The sequence below is a fragment of the Massilia paldalensis genome (assembly GCF_044901715.1).
Taxonomy (GTDB): Bacteria; Pseudomonadota; Gammaproteobacteria; order Burkholderiales; family Burkholderiaceae_D; genus Telluria; species Telluria paldalensis.
Window position 1 is genome coordinate 281,931 of sequence record NZ_JBJCIU010000001.1, and the last position, 18,597, is coordinate 300,527.

The following is an 18,597-nucleotide window of genomic DNA, read 5'->3' on the forward strand; positions in this document are numbered from 1 at the left end:
AATTCGCTGCGCGATTTGCGCACCAAATACCTCGTAAAAATCAATGTCTGAACAGAGTAACAAGCCTGCGCCGAATGCAGCGCGCGCCGCTTCCCCCGATCGCCATCCGAACCAGCGCCGCGCCGCCGCCCCCGGCCGCGGCGGCGCGCTGGCCGATGCGCTGGCGCAGGCCCAGGTGCGCACCACGCCAGCGCAGCCCGCGCGCGAGGACGCCCGCCAGGGCAAGGGCGGCGCGGGACGCGGTCCGCGCGAAGAACGCCCGGCGCGCGGCGCCCAGGATGACGCACGCCGCGGCGGCGGCGGCAACGGCAACGGCGGCGCCCCGAAGGATGGCGAGCGCAAGGCCGCGCCGCGCGCCGAGGCGCGGCGCAATCCGCTCCCGCCGATCACGTTCCCGGAAGACCTTCCAGTCTCGGGCCGGCGCGCGGAAATCGCCAAGGCGCTCACCGAGCACCAGGTGATCATCGTGTCCGGCGAGACCGGCTCGGGCAAGACCACCCAGCTGCCGAAGATCTGCCTGGAGCTGGGCCGCGGCGAGAAGGGCCTGATCGGCCACACGCAGCCGCGCCGCATCGCGGCATCGTCGACCGCCAAGCGCATCGCCCACGAACTGGGCACGCCGCTGGGCGAGCACGTGGGCTTCAAGGTGCGCTTCAACGACACGCTGACGTCCGGCGCCTGGGTCAAGCTCATGACCGACGGCATCCTGCTGGCCGAGACCCAGACCGACCCGCTGCTCAAGGCCTACGACACGATCATCATCGACGAGGCGCACGAGCGCAGCCTGAACATCGACTTCCTGCTCGGCTACCTGAAGCAGATCCTGCCGCGCCGTCCCGACCTGAAGGTGATCATCACTTCGGCGACGATCGACGCCGAGCGCTTCGCGCGCCATTTCGGCACGCCGGAAAAACCGGTGCCCGTGATCGAGGTGTCCGGCCGCCTGTACAAGGTCGAGGTGCGCTACCGCCCCGTCGAACGCGACCAGGAGTTCGCGCCGGCCGCTGACGGCAAGTCCGTCTCCAAGGCGCAGGCCGCGCGCGACAAGCGCGACCTGATGGATGCCGTCGTCGACGGCGTCGACGAATTGTGCCGCCTGGGCCAGGGCGACGTGCTCGTGTTCCTGCCCGGCGAGCGCGAGATCCGCGACTGCGCCGAGGCGCTGAGGAAGCACCATCCGCCGCACGTCGAGATCCTGCCGCTGTTCGCCCGCCTGTCCGTCGAGGAGCAGGACCGCGTGTTCCGCACGACGAACGCGCGCCGCATCGTGCTGGCGACGAACGTGGCCGAGACCTCGCTGACGGTGCCCGGCATCCGCTACGTGGTCGACTCGGGACTGGCGCGCGTCAAACGCTACAGCTACCGCAACAAGGTCGAGCAGCTGCAGGTGGAGCCGATTGCGCAGTCGGCCGCCAACCAGCGCGCCGGCCGCTGCGGCCGCGTGGCCGACGGCGTCTGCATCCGCCTGTACGAGGAAGAGGACTTCCTGCAGCGTCCCAAGTTCACCGAGCCGGAGATCCTGCGCTCGTCGCTGGCGGCCGTCATCCTGCGCATGAAGTCCCTGCACCTGACGGACGTGGAGACCTTCCCGTTCGTCGAGTCGCCGCAGGGCCGCGCCATCGCCGACGGTTACCAGCTGCTGCAGGAGCTGGGCGCCGTCGACGACGCCAACCAGCTGACCGCCATGGGCCGCAAGCTGGCCAAGCTGCCGCTCGACCCGCGCGTGGGCCGCATGATCCTGGCCGCCGTCGACAACACCTGCCTGACCGAGATGCTGATCATCGCGTCCGCGCTGTCGGTGCAGGACCCGCGCGACCGGCCCATGGAGTACCAGCAGCAGGCCGACGAGAAGCACAAGAAGTTCGCCGACGAGAAGAGCGAGTTCCTCAGCTTCGTCAAGATCTGGCGCTGGTTCGAGCAGGCCATCGAGAACAAGAAGACCAACCGCCAGCTGCAGGAAAACTGCCGCGAGAACTTCCTGTCGCAGGTGCGCCTGCGCGAGTGGCGCGACGTGCATTCGCAGTTGCTGACCATCGTGCGCGAGCAGGGCTGGCGCCTGAACGAGCTGCCGGCGACCTACGACCAGGTACACCTGGCGCTGCTGACGGGCCTCCTCGGCAACATCGGCTACAAGATGGAAGAAGAGGGCGCCGGCGGTGCCTACCTGGGCGCGCGCGGCATCAAGTTCCACATCTGGCCCGGCTCCTCGCTCGGCAAGAAGGCGGGCAAGTGGGTCATGGCGGCCGAGCTGGTCGAGACGACGCGCCTGTACGCGCGCTGCGTCGCCCAGATCCAGCCCGAGTGGGTCGAGAAGATCGGCGGCCACCTGTTGAAAAAATCGTGGGGCGAGCCGCGCTGGGAAAAGCGCACGGCGCAAGTGACGGCGTCGGAGCGCGCCACGCTGTACGGCATCGTCGTCTACAGCCAGCGCCGCATCAACTACGCGCTGCACAATCCGGCGGAAGCGCGCGAGATCTTCATCCGCGACGCGCTGGTGGCGGGCGACTACGACACGCGCGCGCCGTTCTTCGCCCACAACCACAAGCTGGTGCGCGAGATCGAGAACCTCGAACACAAGTCGCGCCGCCTGGACGTGCTGGTCGACGACCAGCTGATCGCCGCCTTCTACGACCAGCAGGTGCCGGCCGACGTCGTGAACGGCGCCGGCTTCGAGAAGTGGTACAAGGACGCGTCGCGCGACAACCCCAAGCTGCTCTACCTCGTGCGCGAGGAGCTGATGCGCCACGAGGCGGCCGGCGTCACGACCGAGCTGTTCCCGAAGACGATGAACGTCACCGGCATCGAGATGGGCTTGACGTACCACTTCGAGCCGGGCAGCCCGCGCGACGGCGTGACCTTGACGGTGCCGCTGTTCGCGCTGAACCAGATCCCGCAAGAGCGTCCGGGCTGGCTGGTGCCGGGCATGCTGAAGGAAAAGGTGCAGTTGCTCCTGAAATCGCTGCCGCAGAAGCTGCGCCGCCACTGCGTGCCGCTGCCGGAGTACGCGGCGAACTTCTTCGACCGCAACCAGGACCCCGTGCGCTTCGGCCGCGGCGACCTGGTCGACGCGCTGATCGCGGACATCCATGCCCACACGAGCGCGCGCGTGCTCACGACCGACTTCAAGCTGGAGACGCTGCCGGCCCACCTGTCGATGAACTTCAAGGTCGTCGACGAGCATGGCCGCCAGCTCGAGATGGGACGCAACCTGGCCACGCTGCAGGCGGAACTGGGTGGCCAGGCACGCCAGAGCTTCCAGCGCATGGCGGAAAGCGCGCCGGCGTCGGGTGAACGCATGCAGGCGGCGTTCGGCGGTGCGGGCAAGCCCGCCAAGGCCGGCGCGCCCGTGGCTGCCGCTGGTAGTGCTGCCGCGGGCAAGGGCGGTGCGTCCGCGCCGGAGCAGAAGGCGCCGGCCGTCAGTCAGCACACCAATATCACGGGCTGGACCTTCGGCGAGCTGCCGGAGCTGCTGGAGATCACGCAGGGCAAGCTGACGCTGATCGGCTTCCCGGCGCTGGTCGACAAGGGCAACCACTGCGACCTGGAAGTGTTCGACGACCCCAATGTGGCCGCGCGCACCCACCGCATCGGCCTGCGCCGCCTGTTCGCGCTGCAGTTCAAGGAACAGCTGAAGTTCGCGGAGAAGAACGTGCCGGGCCTGCAGCAGATGGGCATGCAGTTCATGTCGGTCGGCTCGCCCGACGAATTGCGCGAGCAGATCGTCAGCAAGGCCATCGACATCGCCTGCCTGCAGGATCCGCTGCCGCACGACGCGGCCTCGTTCAACAAGCGCAAGGACGAGGGCAAGGGCCGCCTCGGCTTGCTCATCAACGAGATCGCGCGGCTGGTGGGCCAGATCCTGGCCGAGTTCCACGGCCTGCCCAAGCGCCTGCAGGGCTTGCCGCCGGCCGTAGCCAGCGACATGCAGGCGCAGCTGCAGGGCCTCGTGCACAAGCGTTTCGTGGCCGAGACGGAGTACAGCCAGCTGGCGCACTTCCCGCGCTATCTGAAGGCGATGAACATCCGTCTCGAAAAGCTTCGCGGCAATCCGTCGCGCGATGCCCAGCTGATGGCCGAGTGGCAGACCGCCGCCTCGCAGTTCCAGCGCACGGTCAAGAACCAGCCGCTGAAGAACCTCGATCCGCGCATGATCGAGTTCCGCTGGATGCTGGAAGAGCTGCGCGTGTCGCTGTTCGCGCAGGAGCTGCGCACGCCGATGCCGGTGTCGAGCAAGCGCTTGCAGAAGGTGTGGGAGTCGATGCTGCGTTGAGCGTGGCGGGTGCGTATGACGGTCGGACTCAATCCGACGGGGGCAGCGTCAAAATGCTGTCCTTGACCCACCACGGCGCCCCCTTGCCAAGCTGGTAGCGCTTGCCGTCGTAGTGCAGGGTCCAGCGTTCCTTGCGCTTCTTGCCGGCGCCGATGTCGCTCATCTTTTCCTTGACGATCGCGGCCTGTACGGAAAGGTCGGCATAGCCATGCGTGGCCGTTTTTTCCAGCGCCATCGTCAGTTCGGCGAATTCAGCAACGACCGTATCGTCGCCGCCATGGCCCATGCAGCCCGCGAGCGCCCGCGCCTGGCTCATGGGCAGCGTCAGCACGGGACGGAGATGCACGCCGTCCGGCACGAACAGCGTCAGATCATCCTGGGCGCTGAAGTCGGCGCAGCTCGGTCCATGGGCTGCGCTGTTAAAGCGCAGGCCGATGGCGCGGGTCTTCTCGTCCAGCTGGTAGCGTGCCGTATCGAGACGCAGGCTGCTCGCGCCGATCTCGGTCGCGGAATCTTCGCCGATGTCCGTGCGGTAGCTGCGCAGGATACGCAGGGTTTTCTTGTCGAGCACGCCGACGAACAGCGTCTTGACGTCGTCACTGCCATAGGCGAGGGCGGCCAGCAGCGTGTTGTCGTCCTGCGGGGACGGCTTGCAGGTGGCGGCGACCACGGTGCCGCCCCGTTCGGCGGGCGCGAAGCGTTTCGCGTCCAATTGCGGTCCCAGCGCCTGGTACACGGCGGCCGGGCAGGCATCCTGCGCATGGACCGTGCCGGCCAGGCACAGGGCCGCCAGCGCCGCCAGCGCCGCAGCGGCCGCGCAGCGCAACGATGCCACCGCCTTCAATCTCCCATCACCGTTACCACGACCGAGCGATGTTGCTCGCCCGTGCGATGCTCCCACAGGAAGATGCCCTGCCAGGTGCCGAGCAGCAGCTTGCCGCCGCCGACGGGCACCGTGACGGCGGTCGAGGTCAGCATGGTGCGTGCGTGGGCCGCCATGTCGTCCGGGCCCTCGGTGTGGTGGCGGTAGGCCGGGTCGCCGTCGGGCGCCAGGCGGCGCAGGATGGTGTCGAGGTCGTGGCGTACGTCGGGGTCGGCGTTTTCCGTGATCAGCAGCGAGCAGCTCGTGTGCTGGACGAAGACGTGGGCGAGGCCGCACTGCACGCCGGACGCGGCGACCGCCTTCGCCACCGCATCCGTGATGTCGCGGCTGCTGCGGCCGAAGATGGAAAACGCGAGGGTGGTCTGGTGTGCCATGGGGACTCCTGGTATCGGGTCTCCCATGTTAGCGCGTTCGCTCCCGGTTTTGTCACTGTCTTATGGCGGTGTGATTACAAAGAAATACAAATGCCGAACAGATATGCACAAGGCTCTGGGTTAATGTTGGTCGCTTCATCAAAATTACTAAACACTTTCCCTAGGATGATCATGAAATTGAAGTTTCCCCTCGTCGCCGCATTCGCCGCCATCCTGAGCCTGAGCGCCTGCGGAGGCGGCGGTGACGGCGATTCGTCGGGCGGCGTCGTTGTCGCCAACCCGGCCGCGCTGACCATCACCGACACCGTCGTCGGCACCGGTGCCGAGGCCGCTACGGGCAAGACCGCGACCGTGACCTACACCGGCTGGCTGTACAGCGCCACGGCCGCCGACCACAAGGGCAACAAGTTCGACAGCGGCACGTTCCCCTTCGTCGTGGGTGCCGGCAACGTCATCAAGGGCTTCGACCAGGGCGTGCAGGGCATGAAGGTGGGCGGCAAGCGCACCGTGCAGATCCCGTCGAGCCTGGGCTATGGCGCATCCGGTTCGGGTTCGATTCCGCCGAACGCCGGCCTGGTCTTCGATGTCGAACTGACCGCCGTCAAGTAAGCGCCAGGGCCGTATGCCGAACGGAGCCTGCGGGCTCCGTTTTTTTCGTGACGTGGCCGGCATCGTAATAGTTGTACAATAGTAATATCTACACCGGAGAGTTGCATGCACGCCAAACGCCTGATCCTGATTGCCATTGCAGCCATCGCGGCAGGCTATACCCTGTTGTCGAGTGCCGGCTCGGCCATCGACGTCCCGCGCAGGCTGGCGCCGGCGACGGTGCAACACGACGAACTGGCCCGCTTCGACATCGCCTCCCGGCTGAAACCCTTGCCGCTGGCGCTGGCCAGCCTCGACTTCGAGCCGGTCGACCTGTCCGGCACGCCGCTGGCGGCGTGGACGAGCCTGGGCGGCATGGCCGAGGATGTCCAGGGCGCCCATGCGCGCCTGTACCGCAGCTTCCGCCTGCCGGACGGCCATACGGTGACGCTGGTCGAACACGACGTGCCGGTTGGCGGCACGGGCGACCCGCGCGTTCCGAAGAGCGCGCAGGAGCGCACTCATGCGAAGGATGCGCCGGAACTCGTCAAGGACCTGCCCGCGCGGCTGGACGTGCTGCACGGTAGCGCGGGCCGAGCCATGTCGGTCCTCAGCTGGCAGGACGGGCAGCGCGATTACCAGCTGTGGATCGATGCCGCCGTGCAGGGCGACGCGCGCCGGCAATTGTTCGCGCTGGCTGCTGCGCTGCCGACATCGGTGGGCGCGAAGCCGGAGGCGCCGGCCGTACCAGCCACCCCGGCCACCCCGGCCACCCCGGCCACCCCGGCCACGTAAGCAAGCGCCCGCTTCAGCCGATATTGCTGCCGCGCAGGCGGCTGATGTCCGTATCGTCGCCCAGGTTGCCGGCACGCGGGTCGGTGCTGGAACCGGCGCCGCTGCCCAGGTCCGCGCCGGCGCCCGTGGCCGTACCGCCCGCATGGCCCGCGCCCATCGACCCGGTGCCGGCCCCGACGCCCGCGCCACCGACCATCCCGCCCATTCCCACGTTCGAGCCCGGTCCCATGCTGGGGCCGGCGTTGCGGTTCGGGTCGGTGCCGTAGAAGGTGTGGACCTGGCTGGCCCACTGCGTGTCGGACATGTCGGGCCACGCGTCCTTGTCGAAGCCGGGGGCCTGCTGCAGGCGGTCCTTGGCGACATTCAGCACGAAGCGCTTGTTGGCGGTGTCCAGGTGCAGCGCCTGCCAGGGCACGGCGAACAGCTTTTCTCCCATGCCGAGGAAGCCGCCGAACGCCAGCACGGCGTAGGCGACCTGGCCGGTCTGCATGTCCAGCATGATTTCCTTGATGTCGCCCAGGTCTTCGTCGCTGGCATTGACCACGTCCTCGCCGAGCAGGGTATCGGCCCCCATCAGCATCGGGCCGGGGCCGGCGCTGCCGCCCTGTTTGTACATGCCGTATTTGTCGCGATCCGCATAGCTCATGGATGTCTCCTGTCGTGTGCCGTTTGAATGGATGGGCCGCCTGGTACGGCGACCCGCCAAGGGTAAATAGCGCGGGAGCCATCCATTTGAGATGGATCAACTGTGCAATCGTCGCTACTTATGCGAAATGCCGCACAGAATCTTTCAGGTAACGTGGCTATTCTGCCAATAAAAATTGGAGGACGAACATGCCCATTACCCAGCGTTGCAACTATGCCGGTTCCCTCGGCAGCCCCATCCGGACCCGTTCATTGGCCTCGATGGTCGTGTCCGCGCTGCGGGAACTGCTGCGCCGCTGAACCGGCGCAGCGCCACCCCGTGCTCAGGGCCAGCCGGCGCCGCCGGTCACCCCATACACCTGGCCGGTGGTAAAGCTCGATTCCGCCGCAGCCAGGACCACGTAGGCGCCCGCCAGCTCGCCCGGCTGGCCGGGGCGCTTCATCAGCGAGTCCGCACCGAATTTCTCCAGTCCTTCCTGGCTCTGGCCGCCCGTCACCTGCAGCGGCGTCCACACGGGGCCCGGCGCCACCGCATTCACGCGGATCCCCTTGTCGCCCAGCTGCTTGGCCAGCGCCTTCGTGAAGGCGACCTGGGCCGCCTTGGTCGAGGCATAGGCCAGCAGGTTCGGCGAAGGCTCATAGGCCTGCACCGAGGCGGTGACGATGATCGCGCTGCCCGGCTGCATGTGCGGCACGGCCGCCTTGACGATCCAGAACATGGCGTACAGATTGGTCTTGAAGTGCTGGTCCATCTCGGCCGTGCTCAGGTCCAGGATCGATTCGATCGATTGCTGGCGCGCGGCATTGCTGACGAGGATGTCGAGCCCGCCCAGCTGCTTGACGGCGTCGGCCACCAGGCGCTTGCAGAAGGCTTCGTCGCGGATGTCGCCGGGGATCAGTACCGCCTTGCGGCCGGCCTTGCGGATCAGGTCGGCGACGTCGCGGGCATCCGGCTCCTCGTGCGGCAGGTAGTTGATCGCCACGTCGGCCCCTTCGCGCGCATAGGCGATGGCGGCGGCGCGGCCCATGCCGGAGTCGCCGCCCGTGATCAGGGCGCGCCGTCCCGTCAGCTTGCCGCTGCCCTTGTAGCTGGTTTCGCCGTGGTCGGGCGGGGGAATCATCTTGCTGGCCAGGCCCGGCCATTCCTGCTTCTGGCGCTGGAACGGCGGCTTCGGATAGTTCGGCGGGGTCAGCGGACGCCCGGTCGATGCCGGCGCCTGCCCGCCGCCCTGCGATTGCGCCAGCGCCGGCGCGGCCAGGCCGGCGGCGACGGTGCCGACGAAGCGGCGGCGCGAAGGCTGGACGTTGTCGGGATCGGGCTTGTCGTTCTGCGAATCCATCGGGGTGTGCTCCTGGAGATAGGTTGGTAATTGAACAAAATACTAGACCCTATCGGTGCGGAGGCGCGTTCGCTAGACGGCTGGAAAGACTTCCCCGCGCAAGCCGGCGTACTGCGCGAAGGCGCGGCAGGCATCGCCGCGCAATACTTGGTGAGTTTGTGGTGGCTGTTGCTGGACTACTATGTCGGCCCTGATCCATCATGCGCTTCGTCAAATGTACGCATGACTAACGAAACCGAAGGAGAAACCATGAAGCGATTCGTCCTGGCATTCCTGATGTGTGCGGCCGGTGTCGCGCAAGCCAATTCGACCTGCGACAAGCCCAAGAAGGATTTCGACGGCCTGTATTGCCTGAACAAGGTCTACCAGGAAGCGGACAACGAACTCAATGCCAACTACGGCAAGCTGGCCGGCAAGCTCGATGCGGACGGCAAGAAGCGCCTGAAGGCGGGGCAGCTGCGCTGGATCGAGGAACGCAACGACAGCTGCTCGAAGCGCGAGGGCGATGCCTTCTACGTGAACCTGGAATGCGCGACGTCGACGACGATCCGCCGCGCCCAGTTCCTGCAGGACCGCGTGCGCGAGTGCACGAGCGCGGGCTGCCAGAACAGCAAGCTGTAAGGGCCACGGTTGCAGGCCGGTAGGAGGCCTGCAACCGGCGATGCGGATCAGTCCAGGTCCGACGCGTCGTGGCGCTCCAGCACCTGCTCCTCCGGCTTGCCGCGCACGCGGTTGACGCGGCGGCCGCGCTGCACGGCCGGGCGGGCCAGCACTTCGTCGGCCCAGCGGCGCACCTGCTGGTACTGGTGCACGGACAGGAATTCGCCGGCATCGTACAGCTCGCCCAGCACGAGGGCGCCGTACCACGGCCAGATCGCCATGTCGGCGATGGTGTACTCGTCGCCGGCGACGAAGCGGCGCTCGGCCAGCAGGCGGTCCAGCACGTCGAGCTGGCGCTTGGTCTCCATCGCATAGCGGTTGATCGGGTATTCCAGCTTTTCCGGCGCGTAGGCGTAGAAGTGGCCGAAGCCGCCGCCGACGAACGGCGCGGAACCCATCTGCCACATCAGCCAGTTGAAGGTTTCGGTGCGCGCCACGAGGTCCTTGGGCAGGAAGGCGCCGAACTTCTCGGCCAGGTAGACGAGGATCGAACCCGATTCGAACACGCGCACGGGCGTGTCGCCGCTGCGGTCGACCATGGCCGGGATCTTCGAGTTCGGGTTGATGTCGACGAAGCCGCTGCCGAACTGCGCGCCTTCGTTGATCTTGATGAGCCAGGCGTCGTATTCGGCGCCCGCGTGGCCGGCCGCGAGCAGTTCCTCGAGCATGATCGTGACCTTCTGCCCGTTCGGCGTGCCCAGCGAATACAGTTGCAGCGGATGCTTGCCGACCGGGAGTTCCAGCTCGTGGGTCTGGCCCGCGATCGGGCGGTTGATGCTGGCGAACGCACCGCCGGACTGGGTCGCGGGCGACCAGACGCGCGGCGGAACGTAGGGGGCGAACGGGTTGTTACTGTTGGACATTCCGATGACTCCTTCTATGCAATGGTATCGAAACGTCCATGATGCCGGAAAAGCCATCATCATGCAGGCGCGGATCGCGTTTCACGGATCGGGAACAGATCAGGAGATCAGTTTCAATCCGGGCGGCAAGGCATCGCCGAACATGCGCGTCGTCGCGGCCTGGTCGAGTTCCACCACCTCGCGCACCATCTCGCTCCACGACGGCGGCGCGCCCGCGGCGGCCAGGCGGCGCAGCACTTCCTCGCGCAGCGCGTCGTCGATGTCGCGCGAGCGGTCGCCCGTCCTGCGCGCGATGTGGGCGGCGGCGAAGCCTGCCGGCTCGATGCGCCGCCAGTCCAGCGTCAGCAGCTCGCCCAGCCAGCGCGCGGCGCTGTCCGCCGGCGCCACCTCGTGCGCGCTGCCGTGCAGCGAGCGGCGCGTGCCCACCCGGGCCAGCGCCCACAAGTAGCGCGCATAGGTGGCCGCCGCCTTCGGGTCCGGCTTGGCGGCGGGCGGGATGGCCATGATCCGCCCGATCATCCAGTCGCCGATCTCCGCCTTGTAGGCCGCGGGGATGCGTTCCAGCGACGCGCCCAGGCGCAGCATGTCGTCCTCGCTGCCGTCGACCAGCGTGGCCGGCCGGCGCGCGCGGTCCTCGGGTTCGGCCTGCAGGTTGAAGGCGAAATCGTCGAGCAGGCGCAATTGCATCTCCGTCGACAGGCCGCCGGCCACGCGCCGCCACAGCGTCCACCATTCGGCGCGCACCTGGCTGTCCCTGGCGTACTGCGCACCCGTCTCGAACAGGGGCCACAATTGCTCGATGCGCCAGCCGTCGAGCGGGTCGCCGAAGCCCGGGCGCAGGCACCAGCCGGCCAGGTTCAGCCACACGCGTTCGTGCTCGGCCGAGCGGCGCCGGCCCTTGGCGCGCTCCATCAGCGCGTCGAACAGGCGGCGCAGCAGCGGCGTGTCCCAGCGTTCGCGCCCGCCCAGCAGGTGTTCCAGGCTGCCGCGCAGCTGGCGCACTTCGCGCGCCTCCACCTGCTCCTTGCGCGCGCCGAAGATGCGGTCGATGCGCTTGATCGCGTCGCCGAGCTGCGGCGGCAGCGCGGCGCTTTCCCGGGCATCGTCGTCGGCGCCGTCGCCTTCCTGGCCGCGCAGCTGGAACGCGAGCTGCCAGCGTTGATGGCTGCCGTCCTGCGCCACGCACTGGATGTCCAGCGTGCCGAGCTCGGACAGGCTGGCGGCCAGCTGCACGGGGATCTCCGCCCTGGTACCGCCGGCGCGCAGCACGGTGGCCAGCGGCGGCAGGCGCACAATGTCCTGCGGATCAAGGTCGACGATGTCGCCCGCGCGCGGCGCCTGTCCGCCCGGATCGGCGACGCTGGAGGCGAGGTGGAAGCGCACGGGACGTCCCAGGCGCAGCGCGAAGGTGCGCCCGGCCAGCAGGATTTCCGCGCCGGCGCGCGCGCCGCGCGGCAGCAGGCAGACGGCGCGGCCGTCGTCCAGCAGCAGGTAGTAGTTGCGCGCCGAGCCGCTCTCGATGGCCGGCGCGGCGCCCGCCTGCGCCAGCGAATAGGCGACGGCGCCGCGTGCCACGGCCACGTCCGGATCGCGGTTGTGCAGCACGCGCACGGGCGCGCCGCGCCAGCCGGACAGCACGTCGGCAAGGCGCTGCGCCAGCACGCCGGCATTGAACACGCCGCCGTTCAACAGCAGTGTGTCCGGTACCGGCAGCGTGCCGTCGTCGGCATTGTCCTCATCGATGCCAAGGGCCTCGCGCGCGGCCGCCGCATGCTGGCGCAAAAAGCCGGCCAGGTGGCGCGTGACGGCCGGATCGCTCGCATACGGCAGGCCGAATTCGACGATGCCGGCGCGGGAGCGCTGCGGCCCTTCCTGGCCGGGGTTCAGGGGGAAGAAGCCGTCGACGACGATGCGCTCGACTTCTTCGCGGGTCAGCGTAGCCGAGCGGCTGGCGCCGACCAGGCGCGCGCCGCCGCCCAGCAGCGTCACGTTCACCTGTTCGGGCGCATCCGGGGCCAGCAGCTGTTCCTTGGCGGCGCGGCAGCGCTCCGTCAGCTGGGCCAGGCGGCTGGCGGACAGGCGTTGGCCGTCGACGGACAAACGCGGCTCGGCCAGGTGGGCCAGCGCCAGGTCCATGTTGTCGCCACCGAGGATCAGGTGGTTGCCCACGCCGATGCGTGTCAACTGCGGCATGCCGTCGGCCAGCGCGACCTTCACGAGGCTGAAGTCGGTGGTGCCGCCGCCGACGTCGGCCACCAGCACCAGGCGCGCATCCTGCAGGTCCTGGGCCAGCGTGGCGCGGTGGCGCTGCAGCCAGTCGTACAGGGCGGCCTGCGGCTCTTCCAGCAGCCGCAGCCGCGGCAGGCCGGCCAGGTGGGCGGCCTCGACGGTGAGGGCGCGCGCGCCTTCGTCGAAGGAGGCGGGAATGGTGAGGACGATCTGCTGGTCTTCCAGCGGACGGTCGGGATAGTGGTGGTTCCAGGCGGCGCGCAGGTGCGCCAGGTAGCTGGCGCTCGCGGCCAGCGGGGAAATCTTCGGGACGTCGTCGGGCGCGCCCCAGGGCAGGATCGGCGCCGTGCGGTCGACGCCGTGGTGCGACAGCCAGCTCTTGGCGGATGTCACCAGGCGGCCCGGCGACTGGGCCCCGAGCAGGCGCGCCAGCCGCCCGACCGCGGCCTGCTCGTCCGAGCGCCACGGCAGCTGCAGCTCGCCCGGCGCCAGCTCGCCGTCCAGCACGTGGTAGCGCACGGACGGCAGCAGGGGCGCCGCCGCCACTTCGCCGGGCGCCACCAGCTGCGCGATGGCGAAGGTCTCGATCGTGCCGTCGGGCAGCGCGTGGGCCAGCACCGTGTTGGTGGTGCCCAGGTCGATCCCGACCCGGGTCGGACCGGCTTTCGCGGATTTGCTCACTGGCCTTCGCTGCGGACGTCGAACTCGACTTTCCAGCGCTGGCCGTCACGGGCGACGGCCACCAGTTCCAGCGTGCCCGCTTCCGTCGCCAGCGCGTGCAGTTTGACCTGCACGACGTCGCCCGGCGTGCGGCCCTCGGCCGGCAGCGTGGCCTGGATCTCGTTCAGTTCCTGCAGCTCGTCCGGGGTCCAGGACGGCAGCACGTCGCCGATCCGGTCCTGGCGGCGGATGGTGGAACCGAAGAAGCGGAAGTGCACCGGCTCGCCGACGACCAGGCCGAATTCCTGGCCCGGCAGTTCCAGCTCGCTGCCTTCCTCCATGCCGAACGGCGCCACGCACAGCGCTTCCAGCGGCGGTTCGAAGCCGGGGATGGCGGGCATCGACGATTCCATGCCCACGTAGTAGGAGCGGGCCGTGCCGCCGCGGATGCGCACGCCGCCGCCGCGGCGCGCATAGCCGTAGTAGGCAGCGCCGCGTGCCACGGCCAGATCGAGGTCGGCGCCGTCGAGCATGCGCGCCGGTTCCGCGCCTTCCATGTACAGCCAGTCGTTGATGGTGTCCATCACGCGCTGCGACAGGATCTCCGACTTGAACACGCCGCCGTTGAACAGCACGGCGCTCGGGTGCAGGAAGGTATGCTCCGGATTCACGTTGCCGCTGAAGCCTTCCAGCTCCGCGGTGGCGCCGGCCTGGCGCGCCAGGAAGGCGGCCAGGTGGCGCGTGACGGCGGCGTCCTGGGCATACGGCAGGCCGACCTGGGTCAGGCCGGCGCGGGTGCGCACGGCCGGACGGGCGGACGCCTCCACGCGCGGGAAGAAGCCGTCGGTGATGAAGGAGGTGACTTCGTCGCGCGTGAGCTCCGTGCGGATCGAGCCGCCGATCAGCTTCGAGCCGCGGCTCGGCACGACGATCGGCCAGGCTGCCGCGTTGGCGTCGGCCAGCAGGTGTTCCTTGGCGCCGCGGCAGGCATAGGTGAGGGCGCGCATCTGCCAGGCGTCGAGCTGGGTGCCGTTCGCCTGCAGCTTGCGCGCGACCAGGTGCGCCAGCGCCAGGTCCATGTTGTCGCCGCCCAGCAGGATGTGGTCGCCGACGGCCACGCGGTGCGGTTCCAGGTGGCCGTCGCGTTCGAGGATGGCGATCAGCGAGAAGTCGCTGGTGCCGCCGCCCACGTCCACGACCAGCACGATGTCGCCGGCCTTCACTTGCTTCCTCCAGCGTCCTTCGCTGCCCTGGATCCAGCTGTACAGCGCGGCCTGCGGTTCTTCCAGCAGCGTGGGGCTGCCGTAGCCGGCATTGCGCGCCGCCTCCGCCGTCAGTTCGCGCGCGGCCGGGTCGAACGACGCGGGGATCGTGACGGTGACGGCCTGCTGCTCGAACGGCGCCTCCGGATGCGCGGTATTCCACGCGGCCTTCAGGTGCTCGAGGTAGCGGGTGGACGCCGTCAGCGGCGAGACGCGTTCGACTTCTTCCGGCGCATCGGTCGGCAGGATGGCGGCGCGGCGGTCCACGCTCGGGTGGCTCAGCCAGCTCTTGGCCGAGGACACCAGGCGGATCGGCGTGCCGGCGCCGCGGCTCCTCGCCATTTCGCCGACGACGGGCGCGGCCGCGCCATGGGTCCAGGGCAGGGCCAGCTCGCCGGGCGGCAGCTCGTCCGGGTGCGGCAGGTACATGAAGGAAGGCAGCAGCGGCAGCGCCTCGACGGTGCCGGGGGCGCTCAGCTGCGGGACCGGCAGCACGCGCTGTTCGGCCTTTTCGCCGTCGCTGGCCTGCAGGTCGACGTAGGACAGGGCGCTGTGGGTGGTGCCCAGGTCGATGCCGATGGCATAGCGTGCGGTGTTCTCGTTGGTGCTCACAGTTCCACCTCCGCGGGGGCGACGATGCTGGCGTCGTACTTGTCGGCCAGCTGCGGCAGGCGCACGTCGGACGCGCGCCAGCCACGATGGTTCAGGGTGCCGCTGAACGGCGGCTTGCCGACCACGTTGCCGGTCAGGCGCACGCTGGCGGCATCGAAGCCTTCCTGCAGCGTGACGCGCGCGCCTTCGTTCTCGGCGCGGACCGGCTCGATGGTGAAGTGCTCGCGCAGCACGCGCGCGCAACCCTCGTGCACGACGCGCGCGGCGGCGCCGATGTCGGCGTCCGCATAGGCGGCGATGTCTTCGTTGGCGAAGTCGATCAGGCGCGCCTCGCGCTGCAGGAGGCCCAGCAGCTGCAGGGCGGATTCCGGGGTATTCACGCGCAGCGGGGCGGCGGCGGGCGCGGGGGCCGGTGTCGGCGCCGGTGCGGGGGTGGGGGCAACGGGTGCGGCGATGGGGCCGACTTGATCGTCGCGCACGCGCGCGGCGAACTCGGCGTCGCCCAGGGTCTTGAAGAAGGCGCCGAAGGCGATGGACAGCCGGCTCCAGAAGCCGGGCAGGTTGGTCGGGTGGCTCATGTTCTTGTGGTATCCGTGGTGGATGCCTGCTTTCTTGCAGGCAGCAGCCCGGTGGGCTGCGGTCCTTGAAAGCGCGAATGATACCAGTTAGACAGGGAGCGGATGAACACCCTCCGCGTCGTCCCTGCGCCGGCAGGGACCTAATTTTGTATGCGTTACGGCACTGCGAGCGACATTGGGTCCCTGCCTGCGCAGGGACGACGGGGTGGTTTCTCAGGCCGGATCGGCTCCTTCGGCCTTTTCCACCCCCGCCAGCAGCGCCCGCGCATACGCCTCGACGTCGTCCAGGCCGCGCTTGATGATGGTCACGAGGGCCGGCAGCGGCGCATCCTGCAGGTCCCATTCGGCGCGGCAGAATTCGCCGGTGCGCTTGAGGTCCTCGGCCAGCGCCGGCTCGATCCAGCCGTGTTCGGCCAGCAGGGTGATCACTTCGCGCTCGTCCATGGCCGGGCCGAGGTCGCTGTTGGCCAGCACGTAGTCGCCCATCTCGACCGCCGCTTCCCAGGCGCGGATCACGTTCAGCGTGGCCGCGTCCTGGCGCGTGATGTCGCCCACGAAGGTGGTCGGGTCCTTTTCGTATTCGTCGCGGGCGCGCTTGCAGCAGCGCTCGATGGTGCCCGTCTTGTGGATCAGCAGTTCGTCGTCCATGGTGGTCCCCTTTCGGGCGCTACGTTACAGCAGGAACAACAAAGCCGCCGCACAGGTGGGTCCGAGGGCGCCCAGCAGCAGGCCGATGGCGCCGATCGACTCGTCGGCGAAGCCGCGCCGTAGCAGCGCGGCGCCGGCCGGATTGGGCGCATTGGCGATCACCGTCAGGCCGCCGCCGCCGACCGCGCCGGCCACCAGCATGTATTTCTCGTGCTCGGACAGGCCCGTGATCAGGGACCCCAGGTAGGTCAGGGCGGCGTTGTCCGTGATGGCCGTCAGGCCCAGCGCGCCGAAGAACAGCGCGGTCGCATCGAGGCTGGAGACCACGGGCTGCAGCCACCATTGCTGCATGCCGCCCAGGACCACGAGGCCGGCCAGGAAGAAGGCGACCAGCAGCGCTTCCTTCAGCACCAGCGGATCCTGGTAGCGCTGGTAAGCCTGGGTGAAGCCGAGGAACAGCAGGAACAGGCCGAGGAACAGCACCGGATGGTGCGCCAGCAGGACCACGGCGGCCAGGAAGCCCAGGTGGATGCAGGCGACCAGCGGCGGCACCGGCACCGCCGACTCGCCTTCCACGGACACGTCGAGGGGACGCAGGTGGGGGCGCAGCAGCAGCGTGATCACGGTGGCGTTGACCAGCACCGCGACCAGCGCGCGCCAGCCGATGTGGGTGAGCATGTACATGCTGTCCCAGCCCCATGGTCCGGCCACCATCAGCACGGGCGGCGCGGCATAGGCGGTGAGGGTGCCGCCGATCGAGACGTTCACGAACAGCACGCCCAGCGCGCCGTACTTCCATTTCTCCGGCATGCCGGGCCGGAACACGGACGGCGCCAGCATCAGCGCCGCCAGCGTCATCGCGGCCGGTTCCGTGATCAGCGAGCCGGCCAGCGGCAGCAGCGCGAGTCCGAGCCAGGTCTGCGCGACCTCGGCGCGCGCCGGCGCCAGGCGCGCCAGCAGGCGCACCAGCGCGCGCGCCGTCTCCAGCACGGGCCGCGAGGCCGCGATGACCATCACGACGAACACGAACAGCGGTTCCGTGTAGTGGCGCGATTCGACGTAGTCGACGGCAGCGGCCCCGCCATCGACGACGGCCATGAACGCCACCAGCACGAAGGCCCAGAAGCCGAACACCACCTCCACCTCGCCCAGCAGGTGGAACAGGCCGGCGTGGCGCGGGCTGCGGTGCGCCAGCACTTCGAAGAAATGGGTGGAAAAGGTGTGGAGCAGGGCCAGCGCGAACAGGACCAGGCCGATGGTCTGCATGGTCGTGGTCATCGGGCGCTTCCGTGCGGGGCGTGCAGCGTCATCGTGAGGTGCCTGTAAAGCGAACAGGCACCATTATTTCATTTTTCTTCGTGCAGGGCGGTCCTCATGCGGTGCGCAGGTGCGCGCGCACGCCTGTCACGCCGGGCGCGACGTCGTCGGCCAGCAGGTGGCGGTCCGGATAGTCGCCGCCGTTCTGGGTGCGATAGGGGATGGGCGCATCGTCGAACAGCCCGCGCATGCGCGCCGCCAGGCCGGCCTTGGCCCGCTCCACGCCGGCGGCGTCGATGCGGCCGGTGTCGTACACGGCATGCGTGGGCAGCACCTCCATGCCGGGAAAGAACAGGGTGCCGTGGGTGATCGGGAACAGCAGCTCGTCGAGCTGGCCGTTGATGCCGCGCGCCGCATAGTCGCTGGCCGGACCTCCCACGGTCACCGACAGCATGGCGCGCTTGCCGGCCAGGCCGCCCTCGCCGTAGCGGTAGCGATTGCCGGCGCCCTGGTAGCCGTAGGCCAGGCCGAAGGCGAACACGCGCTCGATCCAGCCCTTCATGATGGCGGGCATGCCGAACCACCACAGCGGGAACTGGAACACGACGGCGTCGGCGGCGAGCAGCTTGGCCTGCTCGGCGCGGATGTCGTCCGGCTGCGTGCCGGTGCGGAAGGCGTGGCCCGATTCCTCGACGAAGGACAGGCGCGCCGGGTCGAGGCGGTCCGGGAAGTCGTGGGCGTCGTAGACGGCTTTCCATCCCAGCGCGTACAGGTCGGACTGCAGCACTTCGTGGCCCTGGCTGCGCAGGGCCGTGCGCGCCGCACCGGCCAGTTGCGCGGTGAGGGAGGCCGGATCGGGATGGGCGTGGACGATCAGGACGGTCTTGGTATTCATGGCATCTCCTTGCGTGGAACCATGATTGTCGGACCGGC

General features: G+C 69.0%; 15 protein-coding genes. 4 read left to right on the plus strand and 11 right to left on the minus strand.

What is annotated here, in order from left to right; translation table 11 throughout:
• Positions 1–43: 43 nt before the first annotated feature.
• Positions 44–4,270 (plus strand): ATP-dependent RNA helicase HrpA, encoded by a 4,227-nt coding sequence (hrpA, locus tag ACI1V7_RS01260; RefSeq protein ID WP_404529977.1) that lies wholly within the window; start codon positions 44–46, stop codon positions 4,268–4,270.
• A 28-nt stretch (positions 4,271–4,298) separates the two neighbouring features.
• On the opposite strand, the gene ACI1V7_RS01265 is transcribed toward hrpA, so the two are convergent.
• On the minus strand, positions 4,299–5,105 hold the full coding sequence (locus tag ACI1V7_RS01265) for a PA3715 family protein (RefSeq protein ID WP_404529978.1): 807 nt from the start codon (positions 5,103–5,105) through the stop codon (positions 4,299–4,301).
• 5 nt (positions 5,106–5,110) lie between these two features.
• Positions 5,111–5,527 (minus strand): secondary thiamine-phosphate synthase enzyme YjbQ, encoded by a 417-nt coding sequence (locus ACI1V7_RS01270; protein ID WP_404529979.1) that lies wholly within the window; start codon positions 5,525–5,527, stop codon positions 5,111–5,113.
• 171 nt (positions 5,528–5,698) lie between these two features.
• On the opposite strand from ACI1V7_RS01270, the gene ACI1V7_RS01275 reads away from it, so the two are divergent.
• A complete protein-coding gene (locus ACI1V7_RS01275; RefSeq protein WP_404529980.1) occupies positions 5,699–6,136 on the plus strand; it encodes an FKBP-type peptidyl-prolyl cis-trans isomerase in 438 nt (145 codons plus the stop codon).
• A gap of 105 nt (positions 6,137–6,241) precedes the next feature.
• A complete protein-coding gene (locus ACI1V7_RS01280) occupies positions 6,242–6,910 on the plus strand; it encodes a hypothetical protein (RefSeq protein WP_404529981.1) in 669 nt (222 codons plus the stop codon).
• 13 nt (positions 6,911–6,923) lie between these two features.
• Here the strand turns inward: ACI1V7_RS01280 and ACI1V7_RS01285 are convergent, their stop codons facing one another.
• Positions 6,924–7,556 (minus strand): PRC-barrel domain-containing protein, encoded by a 633-nt coding sequence (locus ACI1V7_RS01285; protein WP_404529982.1) that lies wholly within the window; start codon positions 7,554–7,556, stop codon positions 6,924–6,926.
• A 322-nt stretch (positions 7,557–7,878) separates the two neighbouring features.
• Positions 7,879–8,895, minus strand: a complete 1,017-nt coding sequence (locus ACI1V7_RS01290; RefSeq protein WP_404529983.1) for an SDR family oxidoreductase — start codon at positions 8,893–8,895, stop codon at positions 7,879–7,881.
• A gap of 249 nt (positions 8,896–9,144) precedes the next feature.
• Here ACI1V7_RS01290 and ACI1V7_RS01295 point away from each other — a divergent pair, with 249 nt between their 5' ends.
• Positions 9,145–9,516: a lysozyme inhibitor LprI family protein gene (locus ACI1V7_RS01295; protein ID WP_404529984.1), complete on the plus strand. Its 372-nt coding sequence runs from the start codon at positions 9,145–9,147 to the stop codon at positions 9,514–9,516.
• A 47-nt stretch (positions 9,517–9,563) separates the two neighbouring features.
• Here ACI1V7_RS01295 and yghU read toward each other — a convergent pair whose 3' ends face one another.
• The 7 genes from yghU to ACI1V7_RS01330 all read right to left on the minus strand — a co-directional run bounded on the left by yghU (position 9,564) and on the right by ACI1V7_RS01330 (position 18,559).
• Positions 9,564–10,418, minus strand: a complete 855-nt coding sequence (gene yghU, locus ACI1V7_RS01300; RefSeq protein ID WP_404529985.1) for a glutathione-dependent disulfide-bond oxidoreductase — start codon at positions 10,416–10,418, stop codon at positions 9,564–9,566.
• 99 nt (positions 10,419–10,517) lie between these two features.
• Positions 10,518–13,328, minus strand: coding sequence for an Hsp70 family protein (locus ACI1V7_RS01305; RefSeq protein ID WP_404529986.1), 2,811 nt, complete (start codon positions 13,326–13,328; stop codon positions 10,518–10,520).
• Positions 13,325–15,181: an Hsp70 family protein gene (locus ACI1V7_RS01310; RefSeq protein WP_404529987.1), complete on the minus strand. Its 1,857-nt coding sequence runs from the start codon at positions 15,179–15,181 to the stop codon at positions 13,325–13,327. Before ACI1V7_RS01310 ends, ACI1V7_RS01305 begins: the two co-directional genes overlap by 4 nt.
• Positions 15,178–15,759 carry a DUF2760 domain-containing protein gene (locus ACI1V7_RS01315; RefSeq protein ID WP_404529988.1) on the minus strand — a complete coding sequence of 194 codons (582 nt, stop codon included), beginning with the start codon at positions 15,757–15,759 and terminating at the stop codon, positions 15,178–15,180. Before ACI1V7_RS01315 ends, ACI1V7_RS01310 begins: the two co-directional genes overlap by 4 nt.
• A 213-nt stretch (positions 15,760–15,972) precedes the next feature.
• Positions 15,973–16,407, minus strand: coding sequence for a type VII toxin-antitoxin system HepT family RNase toxin (hepT, locus tag ACI1V7_RS01320; protein WP_404529989.1), 435 nt, complete (start codon positions 16,405–16,407; stop codon positions 15,973–15,975).
• Between the two features lie 24 nt (positions 16,408–16,431).
• Positions 16,432–17,685: a putative Na+/H+ antiporter gene (locus ACI1V7_RS01325; protein ID WP_404529990.1), complete on the minus strand. Its 1,254-nt coding sequence runs from the start codon at positions 17,683–17,685 to the stop codon at positions 16,432–16,434.
• Between the two features lie 94 nt (positions 17,686–17,779).
• Positions 17,780–18,559, minus strand: a complete 780-nt coding sequence (locus tag ACI1V7_RS01330) for an NAD(P)H-dependent oxidoreductase (RefSeq protein ID WP_404529991.1) — start codon at positions 18,557–18,559, stop codon at positions 17,780–17,782.
• Positions 18,560–18,597 lie beyond the last annotated feature (38 nt).